At 41.7% G+C, this 23,234-nt stretch carries 16 protein-coding genes; 4 read left to right on the top strand and 12 right to left on the bottom strand.

Features of this window, described 5'->3' with window-relative positions:
• Positions 1 to 46: 46 nt before the first annotated feature.
• The gene (gene rluC, locus I3B46_RS09090; RefSeq protein ID WP_004920838.1) at positions 47 to 1,000 is read right to left on the bottom strand and encodes a 23S rRNA pseudouridine(955/2504/2580) synthase RluC; all 954 of its coding nucleotides are present in this window, start codon (positions 998 to 1,000) and stop codon (positions 47 to 49) included.
• Positions 1,001 to 1,544: 544 nt separating this feature from the next.
• Between rluC and rne the strand changes: the two genes are divergently transcribed.
• On the top strand, positions 1,545 to 4,796 hold the full coding sequence (gene rne, locus I3B46_RS09085; RefSeq protein WP_163762034.1) for a ribonuclease E: 3,252 nt from the start codon (positions 1,545 to 1,547) through the stop codon (positions 4,794 to 4,796).
• A 179-nt stretch (positions 4,797 to 4,975) separates the two neighbouring features.
• The gene (locus I3B46_RS09080) at positions 4,976 to 5,602 is read left to right on the top strand and encodes an SDR family oxidoreductase (RefSeq protein WP_104873549.1); all 627 of its coding nucleotides are present in this window, start codon (positions 4,976 to 4,978) and stop codon (positions 5,600 to 5,602) included.
• A gap of 43 nt (positions 5,603 to 5,645) precedes the next feature.
• Here I3B46_RS09080 and tmaR read toward each other — a convergent pair whose 3' ends face one another.
• The 3 genes from tmaR to I3B46_RS09065 form a co-directional block, all read right to left on the bottom strand.
• A complete protein-coding gene (gene tmaR / locus I3B46_RS09075) occupies positions 5,646 to 5,978 on the bottom strand; it encodes a PTS system regulator TmaR (RefSeq protein ID WP_004920843.1) in 333 nt (110 codons plus the stop codon).
• Between the two features lie 162 nt (positions 5,979 to 6,140).
• Positions 6,141 to 7,412, bottom strand: coding sequence for an MFS transporter (locus I3B46_RS09070; protein WP_104873550.1), 1,272 nt, complete (start codon positions 7,410 to 7,412; stop codon positions 6,141 to 6,143).
• Positions 7,413 to 7,684: 272 nt separating this feature from the next.
• Positions 7,685 to 7,879: a hypothetical protein gene (locus I3B46_RS09065; protein ID WP_036940804.1), complete on the bottom strand. Its 195-nt coding sequence runs from the start codon at positions 7,877 to 7,879 to the stop codon at positions 7,685 to 7,687.
• A gap of 374 nt (positions 7,880 to 8,253) precedes the next feature.
• Here I3B46_RS09065 and sbcB point away from each other — a divergent pair, with 374 nt between their 5' ends.
• Positions 8,254 to 9,681: an exodeoxyribonuclease I gene (sbcB, locus tag I3B46_RS09060; protein WP_102780482.1), complete on the top strand. Its 1,428-nt coding sequence runs from the start codon at positions 8,254 to 8,256 to the stop codon at positions 9,679 to 9,681.
• A 46-nt stretch (positions 9,682 to 9,727) separates the two neighbouring features.
• Here sbcB and dld read toward each other — a convergent pair whose 3' ends face one another.
• The 8 genes from dld to yieE all read right to left on the bottom strand — a co-directional run bounded on the left by dld (position 9,728) and on the right by yieE (position 21,840).
• Complete coding sequence (gene dld, locus I3B46_RS09055; protein WP_004920852.1) at positions 9,728 to 11,461, bottom strand: D-lactate dehydrogenase; 1,734 nt, start codon at positions 11,459 to 11,461, stop codon at positions 9,728 to 9,730.
• Between the two features lie 225 nt (positions 11,462 to 11,686).
• Positions 11,687 to 13,069 carry an APC family permease gene (locus tag I3B46_RS09050; protein WP_004920857.1) on the bottom strand — a complete coding sequence of 461 codons (1,383 nt, stop codon included), beginning with the start codon at positions 13,067 to 13,069 and terminating at the stop codon, positions 11,687 to 11,689.
• A 593-nt stretch (positions 13,070 to 13,662) separates the two neighbouring features.
• Positions 13,663 to 15,636, bottom strand: coding sequence for a ligand-gated channel protein (locus I3B46_RS09045; RefSeq protein ID WP_196993178.1), 1,974 nt, complete (start codon positions 15,634 to 15,636; stop codon positions 13,663 to 13,665).
• Positions 15,637 to 15,900: 264 nt separating this feature from the next.
• Complete coding sequence (locus tag I3B46_RS09040; protein ID WP_004920863.1) at positions 15,901 to 16,689, bottom strand: ABC transporter ATP-binding protein; 789 nt, start codon at positions 16,687 to 16,689, stop codon at positions 15,901 to 15,903.
• Complete coding sequence (locus tag I3B46_RS09035; RefSeq protein ID WP_014656188.1) at positions 16,686 to 17,780, bottom strand: FecCD family ABC transporter permease; 1,095 nt, start codon at positions 17,778 to 17,780, stop codon at positions 16,686 to 16,688. The genes I3B46_RS09040 and I3B46_RS09035 overlap by 4 nt, the downstream gene beginning before the upstream one ends.
• Before the next feature lie 18 nt (positions 17,781 to 17,798).
• On the bottom strand, positions 17,799 to 18,923 hold the full coding sequence (locus I3B46_RS09030) for an ABC transporter substrate-binding protein (protein ID WP_154598944.1): 1,125 nt from the start codon (positions 18,921 to 18,923) through the stop codon (positions 17,799 to 17,801).
• A 347-nt stretch (positions 18,924 to 19,270) separates the two neighbouring features.
• A complete protein-coding gene (locus tag I3B46_RS09025; RefSeq protein WP_004920869.1) occupies positions 19,271 to 20,761 on the bottom strand; it encodes an amino acid permease in 1,491 nt (496 codons plus the stop codon).
• A gap of 215 nt (positions 20,762 to 20,976) precedes the next feature.
• Positions 20,977 to 21,840 carry a DNA-binding transcriptional regulator YeiE gene (yieE, locus tag I3B46_RS09020; RefSeq protein ID WP_040133253.1) on the bottom strand — a complete coding sequence of 288 codons (864 nt, stop codon included), beginning with the start codon at positions 21,838 to 21,840 and terminating at the stop codon, positions 20,977 to 20,979.
• 226 nt (positions 21,841 to 22,066) lie between these two features.
• Here yieE and I3B46_RS09015 point away from each other — a divergent pair, with 226 nt between their 5' ends.
• Positions 22,067 to 23,146 (top strand): YeiH family protein, encoded by a 1,080-nt coding sequence (locus I3B46_RS09015; RefSeq protein WP_036940814.1) that lies wholly within the window; start codon positions 22,067 to 22,069, stop codon positions 23,144 to 23,146.
• Positions 23,147 to 23,234: the final 88 nt, after the last annotated feature.

Genomic DNA, 23,234 nt, shown 5'->3' with positions numbered 1-23,234 from the left:
ACGCAATAAGTTACCGGCAAGTTTGTCTGCCGGTAACTTAATATGCTTAGTTTTTACGTGAACGTAAAACCTTTAAGCATTGATTAAGCTCTTTATCAAGCGGCGCTTGTAACCGCATTTCCTCCCCCGTTTTAGGGTGAGTAAACTTTAATGCGCTGGCATGCAAGAACAATCTTTTTAGGCCTGTATCCGCTAATTGGCTATCAAATTGTTTATCGCCATAGCGGTTATCAAACGCAATCGGATGCCCTGCATGTAATGTATGTACACGAATTTGGTGAGTACGCCCCGTTACTGGGCTTGCTTTAACCAAAGTGGCATTATCAAAACGTTCCTCAACCTTAAAGCGCGTCTCTGACGGTTTACCTTCAGGGCTAACACGAACAACACGCTCACCACTTTGCAAGATATTTTTTAATAACGGAGCTTGGATCACTTTGGTATGTGATTGCCAATGCCCGCGCACTAATGCGAGGTAATCTTTTTGCATCTGTTTAAGGCGCAACTGTTCGTGTAACGCTCTTAATGCTGAACGTTTTTTAGCCACCAGCAAAATCCCAGATGTGTCGCGATCCAAACGGTGCACCAACTCTAAAAAGCGTGCTTCTGGGCGAAGCGCTCTTAACCCTTCAATCACCCCAAAACTTAAGCCACTGCCGCCATGAACTGCGGTGCCTGATGGTTTATTAATGACCAGTATTGCGTCGTCTTCATAGAGAATGCAATCAGCTAACGCAGAAACTTTATCCAGTTTTGCCGAAACAGGGGCTTCTTCACGCTCAGCGACTCTTACCGGTGGTACACGGACTTGATCACCTGCAATAAGTTTATACTCAGGTTTAATACGCCCCTTATTAACCCTCACCTCACCCTTGCGAATGATGCGATAGATCATACTCTTAGGAACACCTTTTAATTTTGCGAGCAGGAAATTATCAATACGTTGTCCGGCTTCGTCATCGCTAATATCGATAAACTGAACTTGATTTTGTGTTTTCATTCAAAAATGTGTTAACTCTGATTGATTAAATTACGACCTTATATGCGGGATATATCATACCGACTCCACAAATTTTTTTATCATTTTTTTTTATTTGGTCAAAGAATAGCTCGTTAGTCATATTTCTAAATAAAATTTTCATATAACGCATGTATCGACTTGCTATAATGTCATTGGCAGTGGGATAATATGTAACTGCCATAATGTTTGATAAAACGATAATTGGCATGAAATACAGATTTGCTATTTGATTGAGTAAAAGCGCGGCAATGGCGTAAGACGCTTCGCAAAATCAAATAATTAGCGAGCAACGAATATTAGCTTTTTGGGTTAGGAACTTCCGTTAACAAAATTATGACGGCTTCCTGATTAAGAACGCTGAATTTTTAATCTAAAAATCAGGTTCACCGAATACTGCGCGTCTCTATACGGACGACTGCCGGGAGGCAGGCGGCTTTGTAAAAATCACGAGGCCATCGGTTTACAATAGCTCCCTTTTTCGCTGCTCTTTATTGAAAGTAAAAAATAATGAGTAAGTAACAATATGAAAAGAATGCTAATAAACGCGACTCAACAGGAAGAGTTGCGTGTTGCCCTTGTTGACGGGCAACGACTCTATGATCTGGATATCGAAAGTCCAGGTCATGAACAAAAAAAAGCGAATATTTACAAAGGAAAAATAACTCGCATCGAACCAAGTCTTGAAGCTGCTTTTGTTGATTATGGTGCTGAAAGACACGGTTTCCTCCCTATCAAAGAGATCGCTCGCGAATACTTCCCAAGCAATTACCACTCTCAAGGCCGCCCCAATATCAAAGATGTCCTTAAGGAAGGCCAAGAAGTTATCGTTCAGGTTGATAAAGAAGAGCGTGGCAATAAAGGTGCCGCACTCACCACGTTTATCAGCTTAGCGGGAAGTTATTTAGTACTGATGCCAAATAACCCGCGTGCGGGTGGTATTTCTCGCCGTATTGAAGGTGAAGATCGTACAGAATTAAAAGAAGCGCTCTCCTCCCTTGAGATCCCGGATGGGATGGGGTTGATTGTTCGCACCGCGGGCGTGGGTAAATCCGCAGAATCTTTACAACAAGATTTGCTCTACCGCTTACGCCACTGGGAAGCTATCAAAAAAGCGGCTGAAAACCGCCCTGCTCCGTTCTTAATACACCAAGAAAGTAACGTCATTGTTCGTGCGTTCCGTGACTATTTACGCCCAGATATCGGCGAAATCCTTATCGATAACCCGAAAGTGGTCGAAATGGCACGTAACCATATTGAAGCGATTGGCCGTGGTGATTTTGCCAGCAAAATCAAATATTATAGCGGTGATGTTCCGCTATTTAGCCATTATCAAATCGAATCACAAATTGAATCTGCCTTCCAACGTGAAGTACGCCTTCCATCTGGTGGTGCATTAGTGATTGATACCACCGAGGCGTTAACGGCTATCGATATCAACTCTTCACGCTCAACACGCGGCGGAGACATTGAAGAGACCGCATTTAATACAAACCTTGAAGCGGCCGATGAGATCGCACGTCAATTACGTCTGCGTGACCTTGGCGGCTTAATTGTTATCGACTTTATCGATATGACGCCAGTCAGGCATCAACGTGAAGTTGAAAACCGCCTACGTGAGGCCGTGCGTCAAGACCGTGCACGTATTCAAATCGCCCGTATCTCGCGTTTCGGTTTATTAGAGATGTCGCGCCAGCGTTTAAGCCCATCATTAGGTGAATCTAGCCACCATGTGTGCCCTCGTTGCTCGGGTACAGGAACCATCCGTGATAATGAATCATTGTCTCTTTCTGTTTTGCGTCTTATTGAAGAAGAAGCATTAAAAGAGAATACACATGAAGTTCATGCTATCGTTCCGGTACAAATTGCTTCCTATCTACTTAACGAAAAGCGTAAAGCAGTCAGCGAAATCGAAACGCGTCAACGCAATGTTCGCGTGGTCATTGTGCCAAACGACCAAATGCAAACGCCTCATTTTCACGTGATCCGTATTCGTAAAGGTGAAGAAGTAAATACGCTGAGCTATAACTTAGCTCACTACCATGAAACGGAAACCTTAAACAGTACGGAAGATCCAGCCGCTGAACGTAAAGCCCCTGAGCAACCAGCTATCTCTGCTTTCGCGTTACAAGAGCCTGTAGAACAGCCTGTTACTGTTAAGTCTAAAGAGAACAAAGCACGCACTGAAACACCAAAACAAGGGGTTAAAGTGGATGCCCAGCCGAGCTTTTTTAGCAAGGTAGCTGAATTCTTCAAAAAACTCTTTGCTGGTGAAGAAGAAAAAGTTACTGAAAAACCTGCTGAGAAAAGTCGCCAAAATAGCGGTAACGACAAGCGCCGTAACAATGAACGCCGCAATAATCGTCGTAATAATCGCCGTGATCGTGATGAAAACAGTGACAACCGCGAAAATCGCGATAATCGTTCTAACCGTAATGCGCAATCTGACGAAGCTAACAATCGTAAAGGCCGCAATAATAAGAACGCTAATCAGCAAGATGAGCAAAACGTTGATAGCAATAGCCGTGAAGCGCAGCAACAGCAGCGCCGCGAACAACGTGCTGAACGCCGTCGTCGTCAAGATGAAAAACGTCAACAACAAGCAGCTAAGGCACAACAAGAGGCAGTTCAAGGTGCTGATAATACACCTGTAGAGAAAGAAGAGCCTCAAACGCGCCCTGTTACGCCTCGTCGTCAACGTCGTCAATTGACACAAAAAATTCGTATCACTGATAATGTTGAAGCCGTAGCGCAAGAAGATGAAGTGGTTAAAGTTGCAACTGCCGTTGAAAATGATGCTATGCCTATCGCAGCACTCCCTGCTCCGACTCATGTTGATGAGCAAGTGGCTGAGGTAAATAGCTCAGAACAACAAGATGTTCAAGTTGCTAACCAAGAAGATAAGCAAGATACCATCATTCCACGTCGCTCACGTCGTTCACCACGTCACCTACGTGTCAGTGGTCAGCGTCGTCGTCGTTACCGTGATGAGCGTCATCTGACAAAATCACCAATGCCTCTGTTCGCTGCCGTAGCCTCACCTGAGTTAGCGTCAGGTAAGGTGTTTATCAGCTATCCTGTTGTTCAACCACAACAAGAAACCATCGCTATCATGACCAATGAAGAGATGCTTGAGCAACAAGGTATTGTTAGTGTAGAGGCCGTTGAAACCACCGATATCACACCTTCTCAGGTCATCGAGCAGGCTAATGAAACGGTTGAAACTGTCGCTATCGAACCAGTAGAAACCGTCACTGAAACCAACGTTAATCTTGTGGCTGAATCCGCAGATGAGTATGCAGTTTCTCTTGAACCTGCCATTGCCCCACAAGCTGAACCGGCTGTCGTTCATACAGAGCAAGCTCTAGAAGACACTCAACCAGAGCCTGTTGTTGAAACGGCACCAACCGTTGAACCTAAAGCACCGGTCGCGGTCATTGAAGACGTTGTGATTGAGCAACCTAAAGTGGAGCCTACAGCAGAGACAGCCGCACAAGATGATCAGCCGCAAACCAGCACAGATGCAGTTGAAGAGCCTAAGGCTGAAGCTGTTGAAGTGCCTTATGTAGCGAAATCAACGGTTATTGTTGCAAGTAAGGCAGCACGTCATGCTTACTCACCAATGACCAAAGCACCAGCGCCTGAAGTGGTCGAATCAACATTCGAAATCAAGGTTTACCAGCGTGAAGCCTCAAACTTTGTCAGTAAAGGTGCCGGTGGGCATGTAGCAACCAATTATGCGACATCACAAATGGCAAAACCGGCTCATTTTGAATAATATTCTTTAAATACGTCAAACAGCCCTGCAACTCGCAGGGCTTTTTTATATCTATCTCTCTGCACTGAATAGCTCTCCCACTTATTTGACAGAACAATAAATCAAAACCTATTATTGATAATAAAAATTAAAACCATCATTATTTCTATTTACTGATTGTTAATTGAAAGGAAAATATGATGGCTCATTGGGTAATTTTTGGTGCAACAAAAGGAATAGGCCTCGCATTAGCCAACATTGGTATTCAACAAGGCCACCAAGTCACAGCCTTAGTGCGTCAACAAACGGATGCTGAGCGGCTAACGGCTGAAGGCATACAAACCTTTATTGGCGATGCCACCGACCCATCTTCTTTAGAGGCGATTTTTGCACACATGACACCTGATACCGTCATATTCACCACTATTGGCGGCGGGCAAGCCGATTTTGTTGGTAATTACCATATTATCCGCCAAGCAGAGCAGCATCAGATACATCGTTTATTATTTGTCACTTCAATTGGTTGTGGCGACAGTTGGTCAACCTTATCACCAAGAGCAAAAGCCCTTTTTGGGCAATCTGTACGCCAAAAATCAATGGCAGAGTCCTATTTACAGACTAGCGAAATAAATTACACCATTTTAAGACCTGGGGGCTTAATGAATAGCGCGGCAACGGGTAACGCAACTTTATTAACAGGGGAAGCCCATGGTGTCGTTAGCCGAGAGGATGTCGCGAGAATATTAGCGAAGCTCGCTGAAGATAAAAGTAGCTATAGGCAGGTTTACGCTGTTATTGACCCAGATTTAAAACCACACTGGGGTTGATGCGATGACATTGAGCCGAGCTAACCTCGGCTCTAGTCTTCAATTATTTCACGTCTTTTTTATTGAGTTCGCCCATCTCTTTTAATTTATTCGAGATCTCACGGCGCTCTTTGGACAGTTCCGCATTTTTAATGATGTAATCATCAACACGGTCGTCATAATCGCTACGCATATTCGCGATAATTGCTTGAATTTCCTCGATGGTCATACCCGGTTTAATATAGTCGCTTAAGTTATCAAGCAATAAAACACGTTTTTGGTTATCACGAATTTTCTTTTCATTGTCGGTAATTTCACGACGAATTTTATTTTTACGACGATACATACGCACAAATTCCAAAACATTATGGAAAGATTGTTTGTTAGCGTTGTCCATGTTTAAAAACCCTCTGTTAGAAAAACAAAACGCATTCACTCGTTACACAATACCTTCTAACAGCACCGTGTTACAACCCTATTTCATCTATTCATTGATATAAAAACAAATAAAAAGGCATTTTTGCTCAATCGACTCCACTCACGAGCTGAATTGTTTCAGTTATACCTTTTGTACCTCGTCCTTAACGCCTATTTCCTGAGCAACTCTGGAAGTTTGTTTGGCAAGCGCTATTTTATCGCTGCGTAAACAGAAAGCAGATAAAATTGTGGTGATCACGACAAAGCCCCCCATTACCAGATAGGTATCAGCAAAACCGATTTTATCGTAACCCCAGCCCGCCAACGGCGATAAAATACTCCCCACAATCGAGGTAATACAGCTAAAACCCACTAAGTACAGTGTCGATGATAAACGCTTATCAAAATGGCGACTGTTATATTTAAAAATTGCAATCAGCAATATTGGCAGCTCTACAGCATGAAGTAATTTCATAATAGAGATCATGAGAGGTCCTTCGACTAAACCTGAGCCAATAATCCGCAATGCCATCACACTACTCGCAAACAATAACCCTTTTTTGGCTCCTATGCGGTTAACAATATACGGAGCTAAAAACATACCTCCTGCTTCTAAGAAAACCTGCAATGAATTCAGATAGCCATACATTTCATTACCTGTTTTCTCATCTTGGAATTGGTGTGCGAAATAGACCATAAATTGCTGATCATAAACACTGTATATGCATGTGCCCAACACGAATAAAATCAGCGCCCAAAAACGAGGAAGTGTGAACAATTGCAAGGCGTCATCAAGGGTTATGCCAGAAGGTTTTCCATGCTCTAGGCTATTAAATGCGTTTGGTTTTGCCGTTTTTAGTTTTAATAAAATAACGAGAAAAATCGCACCGGAGAGGCTCGCCATGATAAAATTGTAATTAGGGTCAACGTTAATATTGCGACCAGCAAAAAATGTCGCAATCGCCCAACCTAATGAGCCCCACATCCTTGCTTTGCCATATTCGAAATCACGCAAGCGACTGACACGTTCCGTATACGACTCAAGTACCCCAATTCCGGCATGGAAAGTCATACCGATAAAAAGACCACCGATTAAGCTTCCTACCACCACATTCCATTGCAATAAATAGCCAAACACCATAAAAAATGGGCCAGATGATATCAAAAGTATCGCAATAAACAGTAATAAGTTCTTTCGTAGACCTAGCTTATCTTGTAAAAAGCCATAAAGAGGTTGCGCGCAAAGCGCCACTATGGAAATACATGAAAAAATGATCCCCGTTTCAGTGCCTTCTAAACCAACATATTTTCTAAGCCAAATAGCAACAATTGAAAATGTTGACGACCAAGTAAAAAAGAAAAAAAACAGCAACGCACTCAATGACACGTAGTACTTTCTCGATTCATTATTCATTGTTATTCGCCTGCAAATTCCCCTAAATGCCAAAAATGTTAAGGTTAACATTTTTTCTAAACCAGTAAATCGCACTCAAATTGTGATGTTAAGCACATTTGTTAACGTTAACATCACTGATTTATGAAGCAAATCACTCTTCAGTGTCGGTATGGAGCCGTTGTTTTAGCAATATCAACTTGCGGGTTGATCTTCTGATCAACGAAAGAAAGGTCACGTAATGAAATGATAAATGTTGCTGTCACTAGCCCTCAAACGAGGGCTCGTATTATCTAAACTTGGCTATTTAGAAAGGTCACTGCATCATCAAGAATGCTTTTTCGCGCTGGGTTGTTTTCTTCTTTTGCATCCTTTTTCAACTTATCAATAATACTTTGTTTAGTCACGTCGCTATTACCCAATAGCTCTAGTGTCACATGACCTATTTCAGATAAAATTAAACGTGTTCTTTCATCATATGTATTCATATTCACATCCTCTTTTTTGTTAGTCGCATTTAAAAGAGTAGATCAAAATATCCTTTATCAGGCAAATTTTTACGCTGATTTACCTGTTTTTTCAAGAAAAAAGGGCATCTTATATCAAATGATTGATATAAATATCAATTAGATAGCAGTTTGTTCCTATTACATATTTAAATTGCAACGCCAACCATTTAAGGGCCTCTGTTCAGGTTTTCACATCTATCAGGTATGATAGTCGCTACTATTTGTGAGAAGTTACCGCCTATTCTCTGGAGCAATTTTTGTGTTTATTAGCCTAAATTATTTGCCCCTTATCAGTAACCATCACAAAACCTCATCATCACAAAAATAGCAGCAAAGGCTTACGGAGAATAACGTTGCAAGAGACTAAAAAGCAGCCTACCTTTTTTATTCATGACTATGAAACCTTTGGTAAACACCCCGCACTTGATCGCCCCGCACAATTTGCAGGTGTTAGAACCGATCTCGATTTTAATATTATTGATGAGCCAGAAGTCTTTTATTGCGCACCAACAGACGACTATTTGCCCCAACCAGAAGCGGTGATGATCACCGGTATTACACCACAGCTCGCCTTAGCCCAAGGCGTCAATGAGGCTGAATTCGCTAAACGGATCCACCAGCAATTTAGCCAACCGAATACCTGTATTATGGGTTACAACAATATTCGTTTTGATGATGAAGTGACTCGAAATATTTTTTATCGTAATTTTTATGACCCCTACGCTTATAGCTGGCAGCAAGGTAATTCGCGTTGGGATTTATTAGATACTGTGAGAGCGTGTTTTGCGCTACGCCCTGAAGGGATTATTTGGCCTGAAAATGATGAAGGCTTACCTAGTATGCGCCTTGAACATCTAACAAAAGCGAATGGTATCGCCCATGAAAATGCTCATGATGCGATGTCCGATGTACTCGCCACCATAAATATGGCGAAGCTGCTCAAAGCCGCTCAACCTAGAATGTTCAACTACTTCTACCAGCTAAGAAATAAAAATAAAGTTAGCCAATTAATCGACATTGTCGATATGACACCGTTGGTGCATGTTTCTGGCATGTTTGGCGCTCTACGCTCCTATATTAGCCTTGTTGCACCATTAGCATGGCACCCAGACAACCGTAATGCGGTTATTATGTGTGATTTAGCGGCGGATATTTCACCCCTGGTTAATTTGCCCGTTGAGACTTTGCGTGAGCGCTTATATACCCCTAAAACGGAATTAGATGGCGAATTACCGGTTCCGATTAAATTAGTACACATTAATAAATGCCCTATTCTTGCGCCTGAGAAAACATTGCGTACAGAAGATGCTGAACGCACGGGGGTTGACCGCGATCTCTGCCTACGCAATTTGGAAATCTTACGTAAGCACCCCGATATTCGTCATAAAGTGATTGAAATTTTTGCCCAAGCGCAACCATTTGAAGAGCCGGATGATGTTGATGCTCAAATTTACAGTGGCTTTTTCAGTAGCTCTGACCGCTCGACGATGGATATTATTAGAGAAACACCGGAAAAAAACCTGCCTGCGTTAGACCTCACTTTTGAAGACCCACGTATGAAAGAGCTATTTTTCCGTTATAAAGCACGTAATTACCCCTCAACCTTATCCTATGATGAGCAGCAACGCTGGTTGCAGCACCGCCGTGACTACTTTACTGAAAGCCGTTTAATGGAATATATGCAATCTATTGAGTCGTTAATGATTGAACATCAAAACGATGTTGAACGCTGTAAGCAGCTCAAAGCACTGGTCAATTACGCGGCTGAATTAGCCAGCTAATATGGGTTGGGCAGGGTTTCCTGCCCAAAAACAACGCTTGCACTGATTAGTGATCGTGGTGGCAACCACAATCCCCCTCCCAATTTTTACGTTTCGTTGTTTTGCCTAAACCGGGGTTCATGGTGTTAGTCGGATCGGCTTTTTTATAGAAAGATTTTAGCTGTGGCTGAGCTTTATATAAGTGGCCTACGTTATGCTCTGCGGGGTATTGTGCACCTCGTTCATCTAACAGCGCTAACATTTTCTCTTTCAATTCTTTTGGATCGACGCCTTTTTTCAATACATAATCTTGGTGCATCACATGACACATAAAATGCCCACAATACAGTTTATGAACTAACAATTTTTCAATTTCTGGCGGCAATTTTTCAAACCAATCACGATCATTTCGACGCAAAGCGATATCCAGCGGCAATACATCCTCAACATCTTTATTATGTACCGCATGATAACGAACCGCCGATCCCGCTGCGGCAAAGCGGTGTAAAAATGCTTTCGCCCCTTCCTCTGGTGTACACTCAAAATACCCCCCATCCGCCGTTGCAAAGAAGGATTTCAGCCAAACTTTCGCCTCATCAATACCTTCACCCGCCATTTTTAACATCAGATGATGCTCATACTTATCACGAAATTGCTTCATACGTGGAGGTAAATGTGCAGGCCATAATTTACTGAGTAGCTGCATAGTGCGGTCAACAAGGTTTGACGGTAACAACGGTACTTTATTTAATACGGCATCAATTCGGCCTTTGATAGTAAAAAATAGTGGCATTTTGTCAGTGCCAAATTTATCTATCATTAAAAAGGTATCTTTTCCGTATACTTCAGCGATATCAAAACAACCGCGGTGCATATACTCACCTGCTACTGGTAAGTTTTTAAATTCACTAAGAATATGACGGCGAATGTCTTCCAGAACATCCGGATTGTTTGTGCCAATATAAAACACTTGTGTTGAGGTATCGGCAGGGAAAGTATCAAGGCGGACAGCAAATACAGCTAATTTACCCGCACAACCAGATGCTTCAAACAAGCGGCGCTCATCTGCGTTAAAGCGTGATGGTGTATCCGCATTCACATCACGAACTCGCTGAGCATATTCATGGTCTGACGCCAGCTTTTCACTGTGTTCAACATCTTCTGTTCGATAACGTCGATTTTGCAAGTTCGTTAAAATTTCTTCAGGTGTATCCCCTAAGTTAATCCCTAGGTGGTTTACTAACTCCACTTTTCCATCTTCATTTACTCGCCCATATAAGGCTAGCTCCGTATAAGCCGGGCCTCGGCGCACTAGGGAGCCACCTGAACTATTACAGATCCCACCAACCACTGACGCCCCGATGCAAGAGGAGCCAATGAGAGAATGCGGTTCACGACCTAATGGTTTTAGTAATTTCTCGAGGTCATACAGCGTACTGCCTGGCATAGCAACAACTTGATTAAATTCAGGTAATACTTGAATTTGATTTAATTTTAATGTGCTAATAATAACGATATCACGATCATAATCATAACCGCTTGGCGTCGAACCTTCTGTCAGCCCTGTGTTCGCGGCTTGCATAATCACTATTTTATCCGCCTCGACACAGGCTTTAAAAACATACCATTGCTCTAACAACGTGGTAGGGAAGACGACCGCTATAGCATTACCGATACCTGAGCGAAACCCTTTGCGGTAACGTTCGGTTTTATGAGGCTTAGTCAGGATATTTTTTTTACCAACAATATTGGTGAGTGTCAGTAATAATCGTTGATTTTCAGGGCTGTTTACTGCATTCATTTCTGCGCCTTCCTGTCAGGGTAATTATCAATAAACTGTTCAATTAATTGTAATGTCATAATCATTTAACAACCATATCACATTATAAAGCGTTTTAGATTGAGATATCGGTGCAGTGTCACAATTAGCTGATTGGAAGGTTAAAACAAATAATAGACTAACAGCCTGAATAATAGGCAAAAAAAAACAGCACTCTGAGGTGCTGTTTTTATTCAATCGACTAAATTAATAATCGCTCATTTGAGGCATTGGACGACGGAACATACGCGTCAATATCGCCATATAGACCAGACCGACAGCCGTCCAAATTAAACCATATACCATTGAATCCTCTTCGATATTTAACCATAGTACACAAACGGTCAGCGTACCAATGACAGGCAAAATCAAATAGTTAAGGATATTCTTAATCCCATGTATACGGCGTTCACGAATGAAGAACTGGCTGATAACTGAAATGTTAACGAACGTAAACGCAATCAGTGCACCAAAGTTAATTAATGCTGTTGCAAAGTCCATCTCAAACCAAATAGCGCCAAGTGCTAACACACCGACCATTAATACGTTATAAGACGGAGTACGCCATCTTGGACTTACGTGGCCAAAGATTTTTTCTGGGAACACCCCATCACGCCCCATCACATACATCAAGCGAGCACTACCTGCATGTGCAGCCATACCTGAAGCTAATACGGTAACACATGAGAAAACCAAAATAATGGACTGGAAGAATGCCCCAGCAACAAATCTCATAATGTCAGGTTGTGTTTCATTGATGTTTTTAAAGCGCGAAACATCTGGGAAAAATTGTTGTAAGAAGAATGACACGGTAATGAAAATAATCCCACCGATAAGTGCTGTCAGGAAAATAGCACGCGGGATCACTTTACCTGCATTTGGCGTCTCTTCTGACAGAGAGCTTAACCCATCAAAACCTAAGAATGAAAAGCAGAGTATTGTCGCTCCGGCTATCAGAGGGATCAATTCCGTGTGCTCATCAGCAAATGGTCGGAAGGTCCAAACTTCACCCGTTCCTTCGCCATTCGATACACCATGAATCACAATCAAGGTAAATACAACCATGACCCCTATTTGAATAATGGCAATCACGGTACTTAGATTAGCGATGACGTTGATACCGCGTAAGTTAGCGGCAGTCATCAGAATAACTAGCCCCACAACAAAAATAGCAGGCTCAACCGTTGGGAAGATATCTTGTAAATAAATCTTCGCTAATAATATGTTGATCATTGGCATAAAGATGTAAGACAGCAGCGAGGTCCATCCTACAAGGAAGCCAATATGTGGGCTCATTGATTTTTGAGCGTAGGTATACGCCGAGCCAGCAGATGGAAAACGTTTTACCAATTTGCCGTAGCTCAGAGCAGTAAATAGTATCGCAGCAAGTGCAATAATATAGGAAGTCGGGACGTGACCACCGGTTTTATCCGATACCATACCAAAAGTATCGAAAATCGTCATTGGCTGAATATAAGCAAGACCAATCATCACCACTTGTAACAGGGTGAGCGTTTTTGCCAGCTCTACGCGGTTGTTTGCACCAGTTTGGTTGCTACCGATGGATAATGGTACTGAATTATTTGGCATGATAAAGCCCTCCCATAACTTTCGATTGAGTACTATTTGACCTACTTAATCGACAGTTACTGGGAAGACTTTGCATCTGCCTATAGGCAGAGAAGAAAGATGAAAGGTTAAATGGTGAAGTTGCGAAGCAGCCGATTGCTCCGTAATCATCGATGCGGCAGCCACGGCCACCAGGCCCTGCTGCGAATGCGAAAAAGTAAGCCATGCAAGCATTCCTCAAATCGGTAGCATAAAATGTTTGCTACACGTAAAAATATAATTTATCTATCCGGCCTATTATCCGGCCCCATAAAATTAAACGAACTTAAAAAGCAAAAAAAAACCGATACCGGAAATTGAGGTATCAGTCATTTTTTTAGTTCGCGCATTTTGCACTTCAAGTTATCAAATAGCAATAGGTATTGTTAAAAAAACAGACAATATTTGATGAGAATTTTTGATAAATTTGCCGATTTTGCGCTGGTAGCTAATAACTTGTTTTCTTCTATAAATTTTTGCTATTAAAAGACATTTTTTACTCTTTTTCGCACGCCAAAAAACAAGGCCCTCTTAACTCAATAAGAGAGCCTTAATTCAGTCAGTTATCAAACTCATTAGAAGTTATAGTTGATACCTATATTGTATCGACGACCTTCTAATTCAGCACCATAGTTTGTTGAGTCAATGCGGCGATCTAGCACGTTATAGACACCACCGACAATATTTGCATTCTTGTTCAACTGGTAGCTTGCCCCTAAATCAAACAATGCATATGACGCCGTACCATTATTCATTGTCTCACCACGGCCTTGGTAATCAGACGTTTTACCGCGGAAATTCATGCGTGCCCATGTTTGCAACTCTTCAGTTGTATCCCATGTCAATGTCGTATTACCCATATGTTTTGGCTGCTTGTTTAGCGGCTTACCTTTATTGACACCACTTCTTTGTTCAGTGTCGGTGTAAGTATAGTTCGCCGAAAACGCTAAATTATCCAGAATGCCCCAGTTAAACGTTAACTCAACACCACGCATTCTTGCTTTATCAACGTTTTCACGGTCACTAACAAAACGGTATGGCTTACCATTATCACCAATACCATCATCTAATGTACAGTCTCTGATATTTGCATTGCTATTATCACAGCGTCTAACTTCTGTAATTTTATCTTTGAAATCGGTATTATAGATCGTGATCCCTGCGGTAATATTGTCTTGGTTATTCCAAATTACACCAATTTCTTCTGTAACACTTTTCTCCGGTTTCAAATTCGGGTTACCGTAAATCACTGCGTTACCTGCGCGCCCACCCGTTGATTGCCCCCAGTCTGCTGAAGATTGACGTAAGTCAGGTGCTTTATAACCTGTAGACACACCACCTTTGATGGTCCATTGGTCGTCAGCATGCCAAACACCATAAAGACGAGGTGTCCAGTGAATACCATAGTTTTCGTCTTTATCCATACGGATACCGCCGGTTAAAGCGAAATCATTGGTCATTAACCATTCATCTTCCGCAAACAGCGCCCAGCTATAACGGTCAAGTTTGTTTAGTGCAAATTTATTATCACCTGCTTCTAATTTTTCCTTACGATATTGGCCACCTAAACTTAAACTGTGGTCACCAATTAAGAAGACACTTTGATTACGTATGATGAGATCATCAAATTTCATCTTACGAGTTGGGTTCTTAGTTTCATCGTATTGAATATAAGTATCAGTGTTAGCTAGGTCATAAACCCCTGTATGAGTTAATGCAGTATGCGTCATCTCATATTTACTAAAGCTGCTACTATCACCTTCTTTATACGTATAGCCTTCACGATAGTCCCTATGCTGGCTATCTTTTTTGAAATCCAAATCAAAGGTGTTCTTTTCATCTGGTGTTAATGACAGTGTTCCACCACCACTTGCAACGATTTGACGACCGAAACCATCAACGATTTTATCTTCACCACGGTGTGAATATTGACCGCTAAGCTTCACGCCTAACAAGCCATCAATCAGTGGACCAGAAGTATAGAAACTGCCTTGTCCAGTGTTTCCTGAATTTCTACGCTCAGTAATTGTCGTATCAGCACGTAAACTTGTCGTCCACTCTTGCTGCACACGGCGAGTAATAATGTTAATTACCCCACCCATAGCATCAGAACCATAGAGGGAAGACATAGGCCCACGAACAACTTCAATACGTTCTATTGCAGGTAGTGGTGGCAGCCATCCCTGTTCGATACCTGAACCGTCACTATTTGGGCGCGTACTGCGCGTATCAACACGCTTACCATCAATCAAGATCATCGTGTATTTTGCATCCATACCACGAATACTGATATCTGAACTACTACCGCCGCCGGTGACTAGAACGCCCGGAACGTCTTTCAATGCATCGGTGACATCACGGTAAGCTTTATTTTCTAGTTGCTCACGCGTTACCACAGAAATAGACGCCGGCGCATCTTCAATTTTTTGTTGGAAGCCAGATGCGGTGGTAACCATAATCGTGTCTTTACTATCATCCGCAAATACAGGGACTGCTGTGATTGCCGCAATAACGCTTATTGCAATTTTTCTTTTATTGAAAACTACCATTCCCAACTCTCCAAGAGATAATTTTGATTTGAATTTTGATATGACATAAGCTCAATATTCGGGTCTATAACCCTATCATTACTATTATTATTTTTTTGGTTATTAGATAATAAAAATTACCCATAGAAAATTTATGGTAAATACTATTTGTATATATTGAAATTTTCTATAACTAATTATCGCTAGAAAAATATAACCTTTATTCTCTTATTCAATTAATAGTGCCAATCTAAATTTCATTGACACTATTAATTTATATCAAAACTAGCTCGCTAACTTATCCACTAAGCCATCAATTAAAACTTGTGGTACCCCTTGAGAACAGCGCTCTATTCGCCCCCTAACACCGTACACATCAGCCAAGCTATCTGGCGTAATCACGGCCTCTGGTTCACCTTGAGCAATCAGTTTGCCTTTTTTTAGCATTAAAACATGTTCAGCATGTCTTAACGCAATATTGATATCATGAACCACAACCACCGTAATAATATTGCGACGCTTTGTTTCTTTCGCCACTAAATCCATAACGTGATATTGGTAATTTAAATCTAATGCACTTAATGGCTCATCTAATAACAATAAGTTTGGTTGACGAATTAATGATTGTGCCAAACCAACCAATTGCTTTTGACCACCTGATAATTGGTCTAAATAACTTAATGCTAAATGTTCAATACCTAATTGACGCAATAAATGCATCACTTCATCTTTACTATTTTCATTACTCAGACCACCCGATGCTCTTTGAGCAACGATCACTGATTCCAAGACATAAAGATGAACACCTGCTGGTAAGCTTTGAGGTAAATAGACAACATTTTGCGCACGCTGAGCAAAGTTTTGCTGTGTTAAATCCATTCCATCTAACAGCAATTGCCCTGTAGCTTTATTTAAACCAGCCAAAGAGCGCAGCAGAGTCGATTTGCCGCTTCCATTTGGCCCTAATAACACAGTGATCTGACCTCTTGGTAAAGCTTCTGTTGTCAGCCCTTCAATCACAGGGTTTTTAGGATAACCTGCATTAAAGCGATTAATAATCAGGCCATCTGTCATGACACACTACCTCTATGACGTAAAATAATACTTAAGAAGAACGGTACACCAACGAGTGAGGTCACAATACCAACAGGAATAATGACACCCGGTATAATATTTTTAGATGCAATAGATGCCATGGATAAGACTAAGGCACCAATTAATGCGCTTGCTGGCAAATAAAAGCGGTGATCTTCACCAAACATCAAGCGCGCGATATGAGGAGCAACCAGGCCGATAAAGGCGATAGGCCCCACAAATGCGACTGCCAACGCTGATAAGATACTGATACGCAACAATGTGGTTAAACGTAACCGACGGACATCAATACCAAAACTAATCGCTCGGTCTTCGCCCAACCTCAGTGCAGTCAGTTTCCATGAACTCATCATCGCCAATGGGAAAATTAGAGCAAAGACGAGTGTCATCACCCCGAGTTTTACCCATGTTGCTTTTGAAAGGCTCCCCATTGTCCAGAATACTAGACCTTGCAGAGTGTCCTCTGTGGCAATAAATTGCATCATTGAAACTAAAGCATTAAAGGTAAATACCAATGCGATCCCAAACAATACGACACCCGATGTTGCAACGCGCGTCCAACGGGTCACTGCATCTAACATCAGTGCAGCCAATAGTGCAAAAATAAAGGCATTCGCTGAAATTACCCACTGATCAGGCACACCAGGAATAGCAATACCGGAAACAATCGCTAATGCCGCACCAAAAGCAGCGGCATTGGAAACACCGAGGGTAAATGGACTTGCCAACGGGTTATTCAAGATAGTTTGCATCTCGGCCCCAGCAAGGCCAAGTGACATGCCAATCACAACGGCCATAAGGGCATAAGGCAAACGGATATCCCAAACAATCACACGAGTTCCCGCTTCTACAGATTCAGGGGATACGATGGTTTGCCATAATTTTTCCAGCGATAAGCCGGATGGGCCTAATGTGAAATCAATAACCAATGATAATAAGATTGCAGCGATGATCACGGCAATCCATGCTACCCTACGACGTAACATTTTTTGATAATGCTGCTTCACACCATTATCATTTTCTCTCACTGACGGCTTAACAGTTGATATAGACTCGGTAGTAAGACTCATTATTATTACCTACAAAATTTACTTCTCACTTACCCAATAGATGCCGGTTGGCTCAACTGCAAGAAATTGGCTATGTAATTCATTCAAGGTTTTTTGCGGATCCAGATCAGCAAACTGCTCCGGATAGAACCATTTAGCAAATACTTGAGTCGCTAATACGTTGTAGGGAGAATTGTAATAGTTATGCCAAATTGCATAGTCTTTGCCATCTTTCACCGCTGACAAAGAGCTAATTCCTTTGCGTTCAGTAATTTTTTTCAAGCTACTTTTTGCATCTTCAACAGTGCCTTGTGCCCCTAATTGCACTCCGACATCTTTACTGCCGGGAGCTTTAGCACCTGTTGCGATATAAATTTGTGGGTCAACAGCGATAACCTTTTCTAGGTTCATATTACCCAAAGCACCGGGTAGCACATCTTTGGCGATATTTTTCCCACCCGCTAGGTCGATAAAATTCCCCATGTTCCCGTTGCCTGCGGTTCCACAACAATCTTCAAATGCACCAGCACGTAAATCAATAAACACGGTAGGCTTTTTATCTTCAGGGATCTTACTGGTGATATCCGTCACTAATTTTTGATTTTTTTCGTAAAAATCAGCATATTTTTCTGCAGTCTGTTCGCGATTTAATGCTTTCCCAAGCATACGGATACTCGGTAGCGTGTTTTGCAGTGGATTGTCTCTAAAATCAACAAACACAACAGGCACACCCGCCTTTTCTAACTGCCCTACTAACTCACTATTTTTACCGGGGCCATGACCAGAGAGGCCAAAAATCGCAATGTCTGGATTCAGTGTTAATACTTTTTCGGCACTGACACTATCAGCGCTGGTATTACCAATTAATGGAATATTATCAATTTGAGGGAACTTAGCTTTATAAGCCGCGTAAGTTTGTGGATCAAGTTTACGTAAGTCGCCTTGCCAGCCAACAATTCTATCAAGCGGTTTATCGCCTTCAAGTAAAGCAATTGCACTCAACAAACGGCCTTCACCAAGTAAGATACGATTAACATTATCAGGTACTTCAACCGTTCTACCAGCAACATCAGTAACTGTTGCAGCCAATGAGCTAATACTGATACTCATCACAGAGCCTGCAAATAATGCTAAACCTATCCCTTTTGCTAACGACTTTGCCATCAACTTCACATCAAACCTCTTATCCCCTTTATTTTGGTGCCCATAACAATAAAGCAAATAAGAATACTTATCAATACGATTGCTGATTTAATTCCATCTATGTATTGAATTGTGATCGTGGACGAAAATTTTTGTTAATCAATTGATAAATTGGCTATTTCGTCTTTAAAAAAGAAGATAACGCCAGACTCAGCATGCAAAGCATATCATGAGGAAACGACCCGATTATTCGGTTTTTCCCATTATAAAAAATGCCAATCAACGTTCGAACTGACCCCAGTTCATTGTTGATTGGCATTTTTATTTATAACTTACTGTTATTGAATATGTGTAAATAATTTAAGCAATTATTTATTCAGATTTTCACGGTAGCTTGGGAATTCCATGTCTTTATAACGAATAATTGACGTTTTTTTGGCTATTTTATAGCCAAACCAAATTGCTAAAAATAATGGAATACCAATATAAGTGGCTGTAACCCCTACCCAATCAATTTTATCTTCTAAAAACGCTTGATAGTTTTGCCCTAATGTAATCACTAAACAGAGAACAAAAGCAAAGATAGGACCAATTGGGAAGAAGCCCGAACGATAAGGTAAGTCATTAATATCCTTACCTTGCGCAATATAACCTTTACGGAAACGATAATGGCTAATTGCAATCCCCAACCAAGCAATAAACCCTGTCATACCTGAAGTATTCAGTAGCCATAAGTAGACAGTTTGGTTACCAAACATTGAACTTAGGAAGCACAGAGCAGCAATTACCGTAGTGGCAAATAGCGCATAACGCGGTACCCCACCTTTTGAGAGGCGAGCAAAAATGCGTGGTGCTTTACCTTCACGGGCTAAGGTATACAGCATACGTGTTGAGGCGTACATCCCTGAGTTACCTGCCGATAGTACCGCCGTTAAAATAACCGCATTCATTACTGCTGCTGCCGATAGCAACCCAGCATTTTCAAATACTAAGGTAAATGGGCTAACACTAATATCTTTAACATCATTGCGCAGTAGATTAGGATCTGTATATGGAATAATCAAACTAATGATCAAGATTGCAAAGATATAGAACAAAAGGATACGCCAAAATACTTTACGTACTGCTTTAGGGATATTCTTCGCAGGGTCTTGAGATTCACCCGCGGCGATACCAATCAGTTCGGTTCCTTGGAAAGAGAAGCCGACAATCATCGCCACACCAATCATGGCAGAGAAACCACCAGCAAATGGTGCATCCCCGATGGTCCAGTTATGCCATCCCGCATTTTCAGCACCACTCATGATACCAAAAATCATCAATACGCCGACAACGATGAAAATAACAACGGTTGTCACTTTAATGAGTGAGAACCAATATTCTGCCTCACCAAACCCTTTAACAGAAATATAGTTCAGTAAGAAAATGACGGCTAAAAATATTGCGCTCCAAATCCAACCCGGCGTATCAGGGAACCAGTAAGTCATGACCAGTTGCGCGGCAACCAAGTCGACAGCAATAGTTACAGCCCAGTTATACCAATAGTTCCAGCCTAATGCGAAACCAAAACCTTCATCAACATATTTAGCGCCATAGGTCGCGAAAGAACCTGACACTGGCATATAAGCCGCAAGTTCACCTAAGCTGGTCATCAAAAAATAGACCATTAAGCCGATAATTGCATAAGAAAGAAGCGCCCCGCCGGGACCTGCTTGTGCAACGGTTGCACCGGATGCAACAAAGAGGCCGGTGCCAATGGAGCCGCCAATGGCAATCATTGCAAGATGGCGAGCTTTCAACTCACGACGTAATTTGCTTTGTCCGCTACCTTGTACCGTAGTGGTTTGTTGTTCTGACATCTGTTCCCTGTTTTTCTTTATTTAATCAATATTGAAGGAATTCTAGCAAAACATCCTGTCAGAACTAAGTAACTCTTGGCAGTTATAAGATACCTTCATAATCCCAACGGAATTATTAGTAAAACACTTATATCCTATGCATCATAGTTCAAATAACAACCTTGTTGACCATTTGGCTTTATACGATCCATAAACTTTGTTAAATCAGCAACACATTACTTGCAATAATCTAATAAGTTTTTAATTGCATTAGATAAATGTTTTTGGCGGTGATAAATCAAATACAGTGTTCGCTGTAACTGTAGCCCTTCAACCTCTAGCTCTACTAACGACCCGTTCGTCAATTGCTCCTCAATAACGCGTCTTGATAAGCAACTGATCCCCATACCAAAGCGAACTGCATGCTTAATGGCCTCCGAATTACCAAGCTCCATAAAAATATGAAAACCCGGTAAATGAGCAAATAACAGCTGATCGAGCACATCTCGTGTACCTGAGCCTCTTTCACGCAGCACCCAAGGCGCATCACGTAACTCTTTTAAGGTGAGTGTTCTTCCCGCCAATGGATTACTAGGAGCCGCAAATATCACCAATTCATCTTTTAGCCATGGTTCGGTAATTAACTCGGGGCTATGGCACACGCCTTCAATAAGACCCACATCAGCGCGAAATTCCATCACCGCTTTAATAACTTCCTCTGTATTACTGATATTTAACTCTAATGGGATCGTCGGGTGGTCACGACGATACTCCGCCAGCAGTGATGGCAGCATGTAATTACCAATTGTGGTACTGGCAGCGAGACGCACCGCCCCCATCTCTTTTTTGAATAATTGTTCTACTTCCAACGCTTGTTCAAGCAACGCCAATGCCTTGGGATAGAGCAGCCGACCATGCTCATTAGTCACAAGCCGTTTGCCTACTCGGTCAAACAGTTGTACTCCAAGTTGCCCTTCAAGGTCGGTCAACGACGCACTTACAGCAGATTGCGATAAAGCGAGTAATTGGGATGCTTGCGTCGTGGAGCCACTTTTTAGTACTTCCGTAAATACCTCGAGTTGCCTAAGTGTTATTCGCATACAGGTAGCCCCAACATTGTTCACTAGAGTTTGTAATAATATTGTTAATATTAACGATTTATTACCAACTTACCAGAAGAAACTTATAACCAGAAATTCAGATAGATTATATATAAACAATCAATTTAAATTATTATAGTTTTTGTTATATGCTTATTCCAAAATTATCTATACCCTGAATAAACTGCTTTTATGAAGGGTATTAGTCGTAACTAAAGGTAAGGTTATGGATAAAAGCAATACAAAAACGTTAGTACAGAGCGCACAGCACCCAGCTCTAAAACTAATTTCAGGTATTATTTTAGCGGGAGTTTTAACCGCAATTTCGATATATCTTGGAGAGCAGCAATGGTTTATTGATGTCGGTTTAGGCGCCCTGACATTGGCAATTTTATTAGGCATCATCGTCGGGAATACAATCTACCCTGCTATTAGTCATCGTTGTGATGAGGGGATCAAATTTGCCAAACACTATTTTTTACGTGCGGGGATCATACTTTATGGCTTTCGCCTAACATTCCAACAAATTACTGATGTTGGTGCCACAGGGTTGCTCATTGATGCACTTACCCTCGCATCCACTTTCTTGTTGGCCTTTTGGTTAGGTAAAAAGGTGTTTGGACTCGATGATGAAACCACTTTTTTAATCGGTGCAGGTAGCAGTATTTGCGGAGCCGCAGCGGTTATGGCGACAGAGCCTGTTGTCAAAGCCTCTGCCAGTAAAGTTGCCGTCGCCGTTTCAACGGTGGTGATTTTTGGTACTATCGCCATTTTTGTGTATCCATGGCTTTATCAACTTAATGCACATTTTGGTTGGTTCACACAGACCCAAGACACCTTTGGTATTTATATTGGCTCAACAGTGCATGAAGTCGCTCAAGTCGTCGCTATCGGTCACACTATCGGCCCTGACGCAGAGAATGCTTCCGTGATCACCAAAATGATCCGAGTGATGATGCTTGCACCCTTCTTAATTATTTTATCTGCTTATTTGAGCCGCCGCTCTGCGGTCGCTAAAGGACAAACAGCCCAAAAAAGCAAAATCACGATCCCTTGGTTTGCCGTTATCTTTATTCTGGTCGCTGCATTCAACTCGTTCAATTTGATACCGACAGAAATAGTAAAACACATTATCACGTTAGATACCGTATTGTTGGCGATGGCCATGGTTGCCCTCGGTTTAACAACTCATGTTAGTGCAATACGTCAGGCGGGGATCAAACCATTATTGATGGCGCTTATCTTATTTGTATGGCTAATCATTGGTGGTTTCGCCATCAATGCCATTATCCAGACTATCCTATAAACTCTTTGTTCATTTTTTAATTTGGCCGCATTTAATGCGGCCTTTTTGTTGATTTCATTTATTCTCCTATTAATGGCATACTTCTTCA

This window comes from Providencia sp. 2.29 (assembly GCF_015832305.1).
GTDB classification, from domain to species: domain Bacteria; phylum Pseudomonadota; class Gammaproteobacteria; order Enterobacterales; family Enterobacteriaceae; genus Providencia; species Providencia stuartii.
This window is presented reverse-complemented; position numbering and strand designations above follow the sequence as displayed.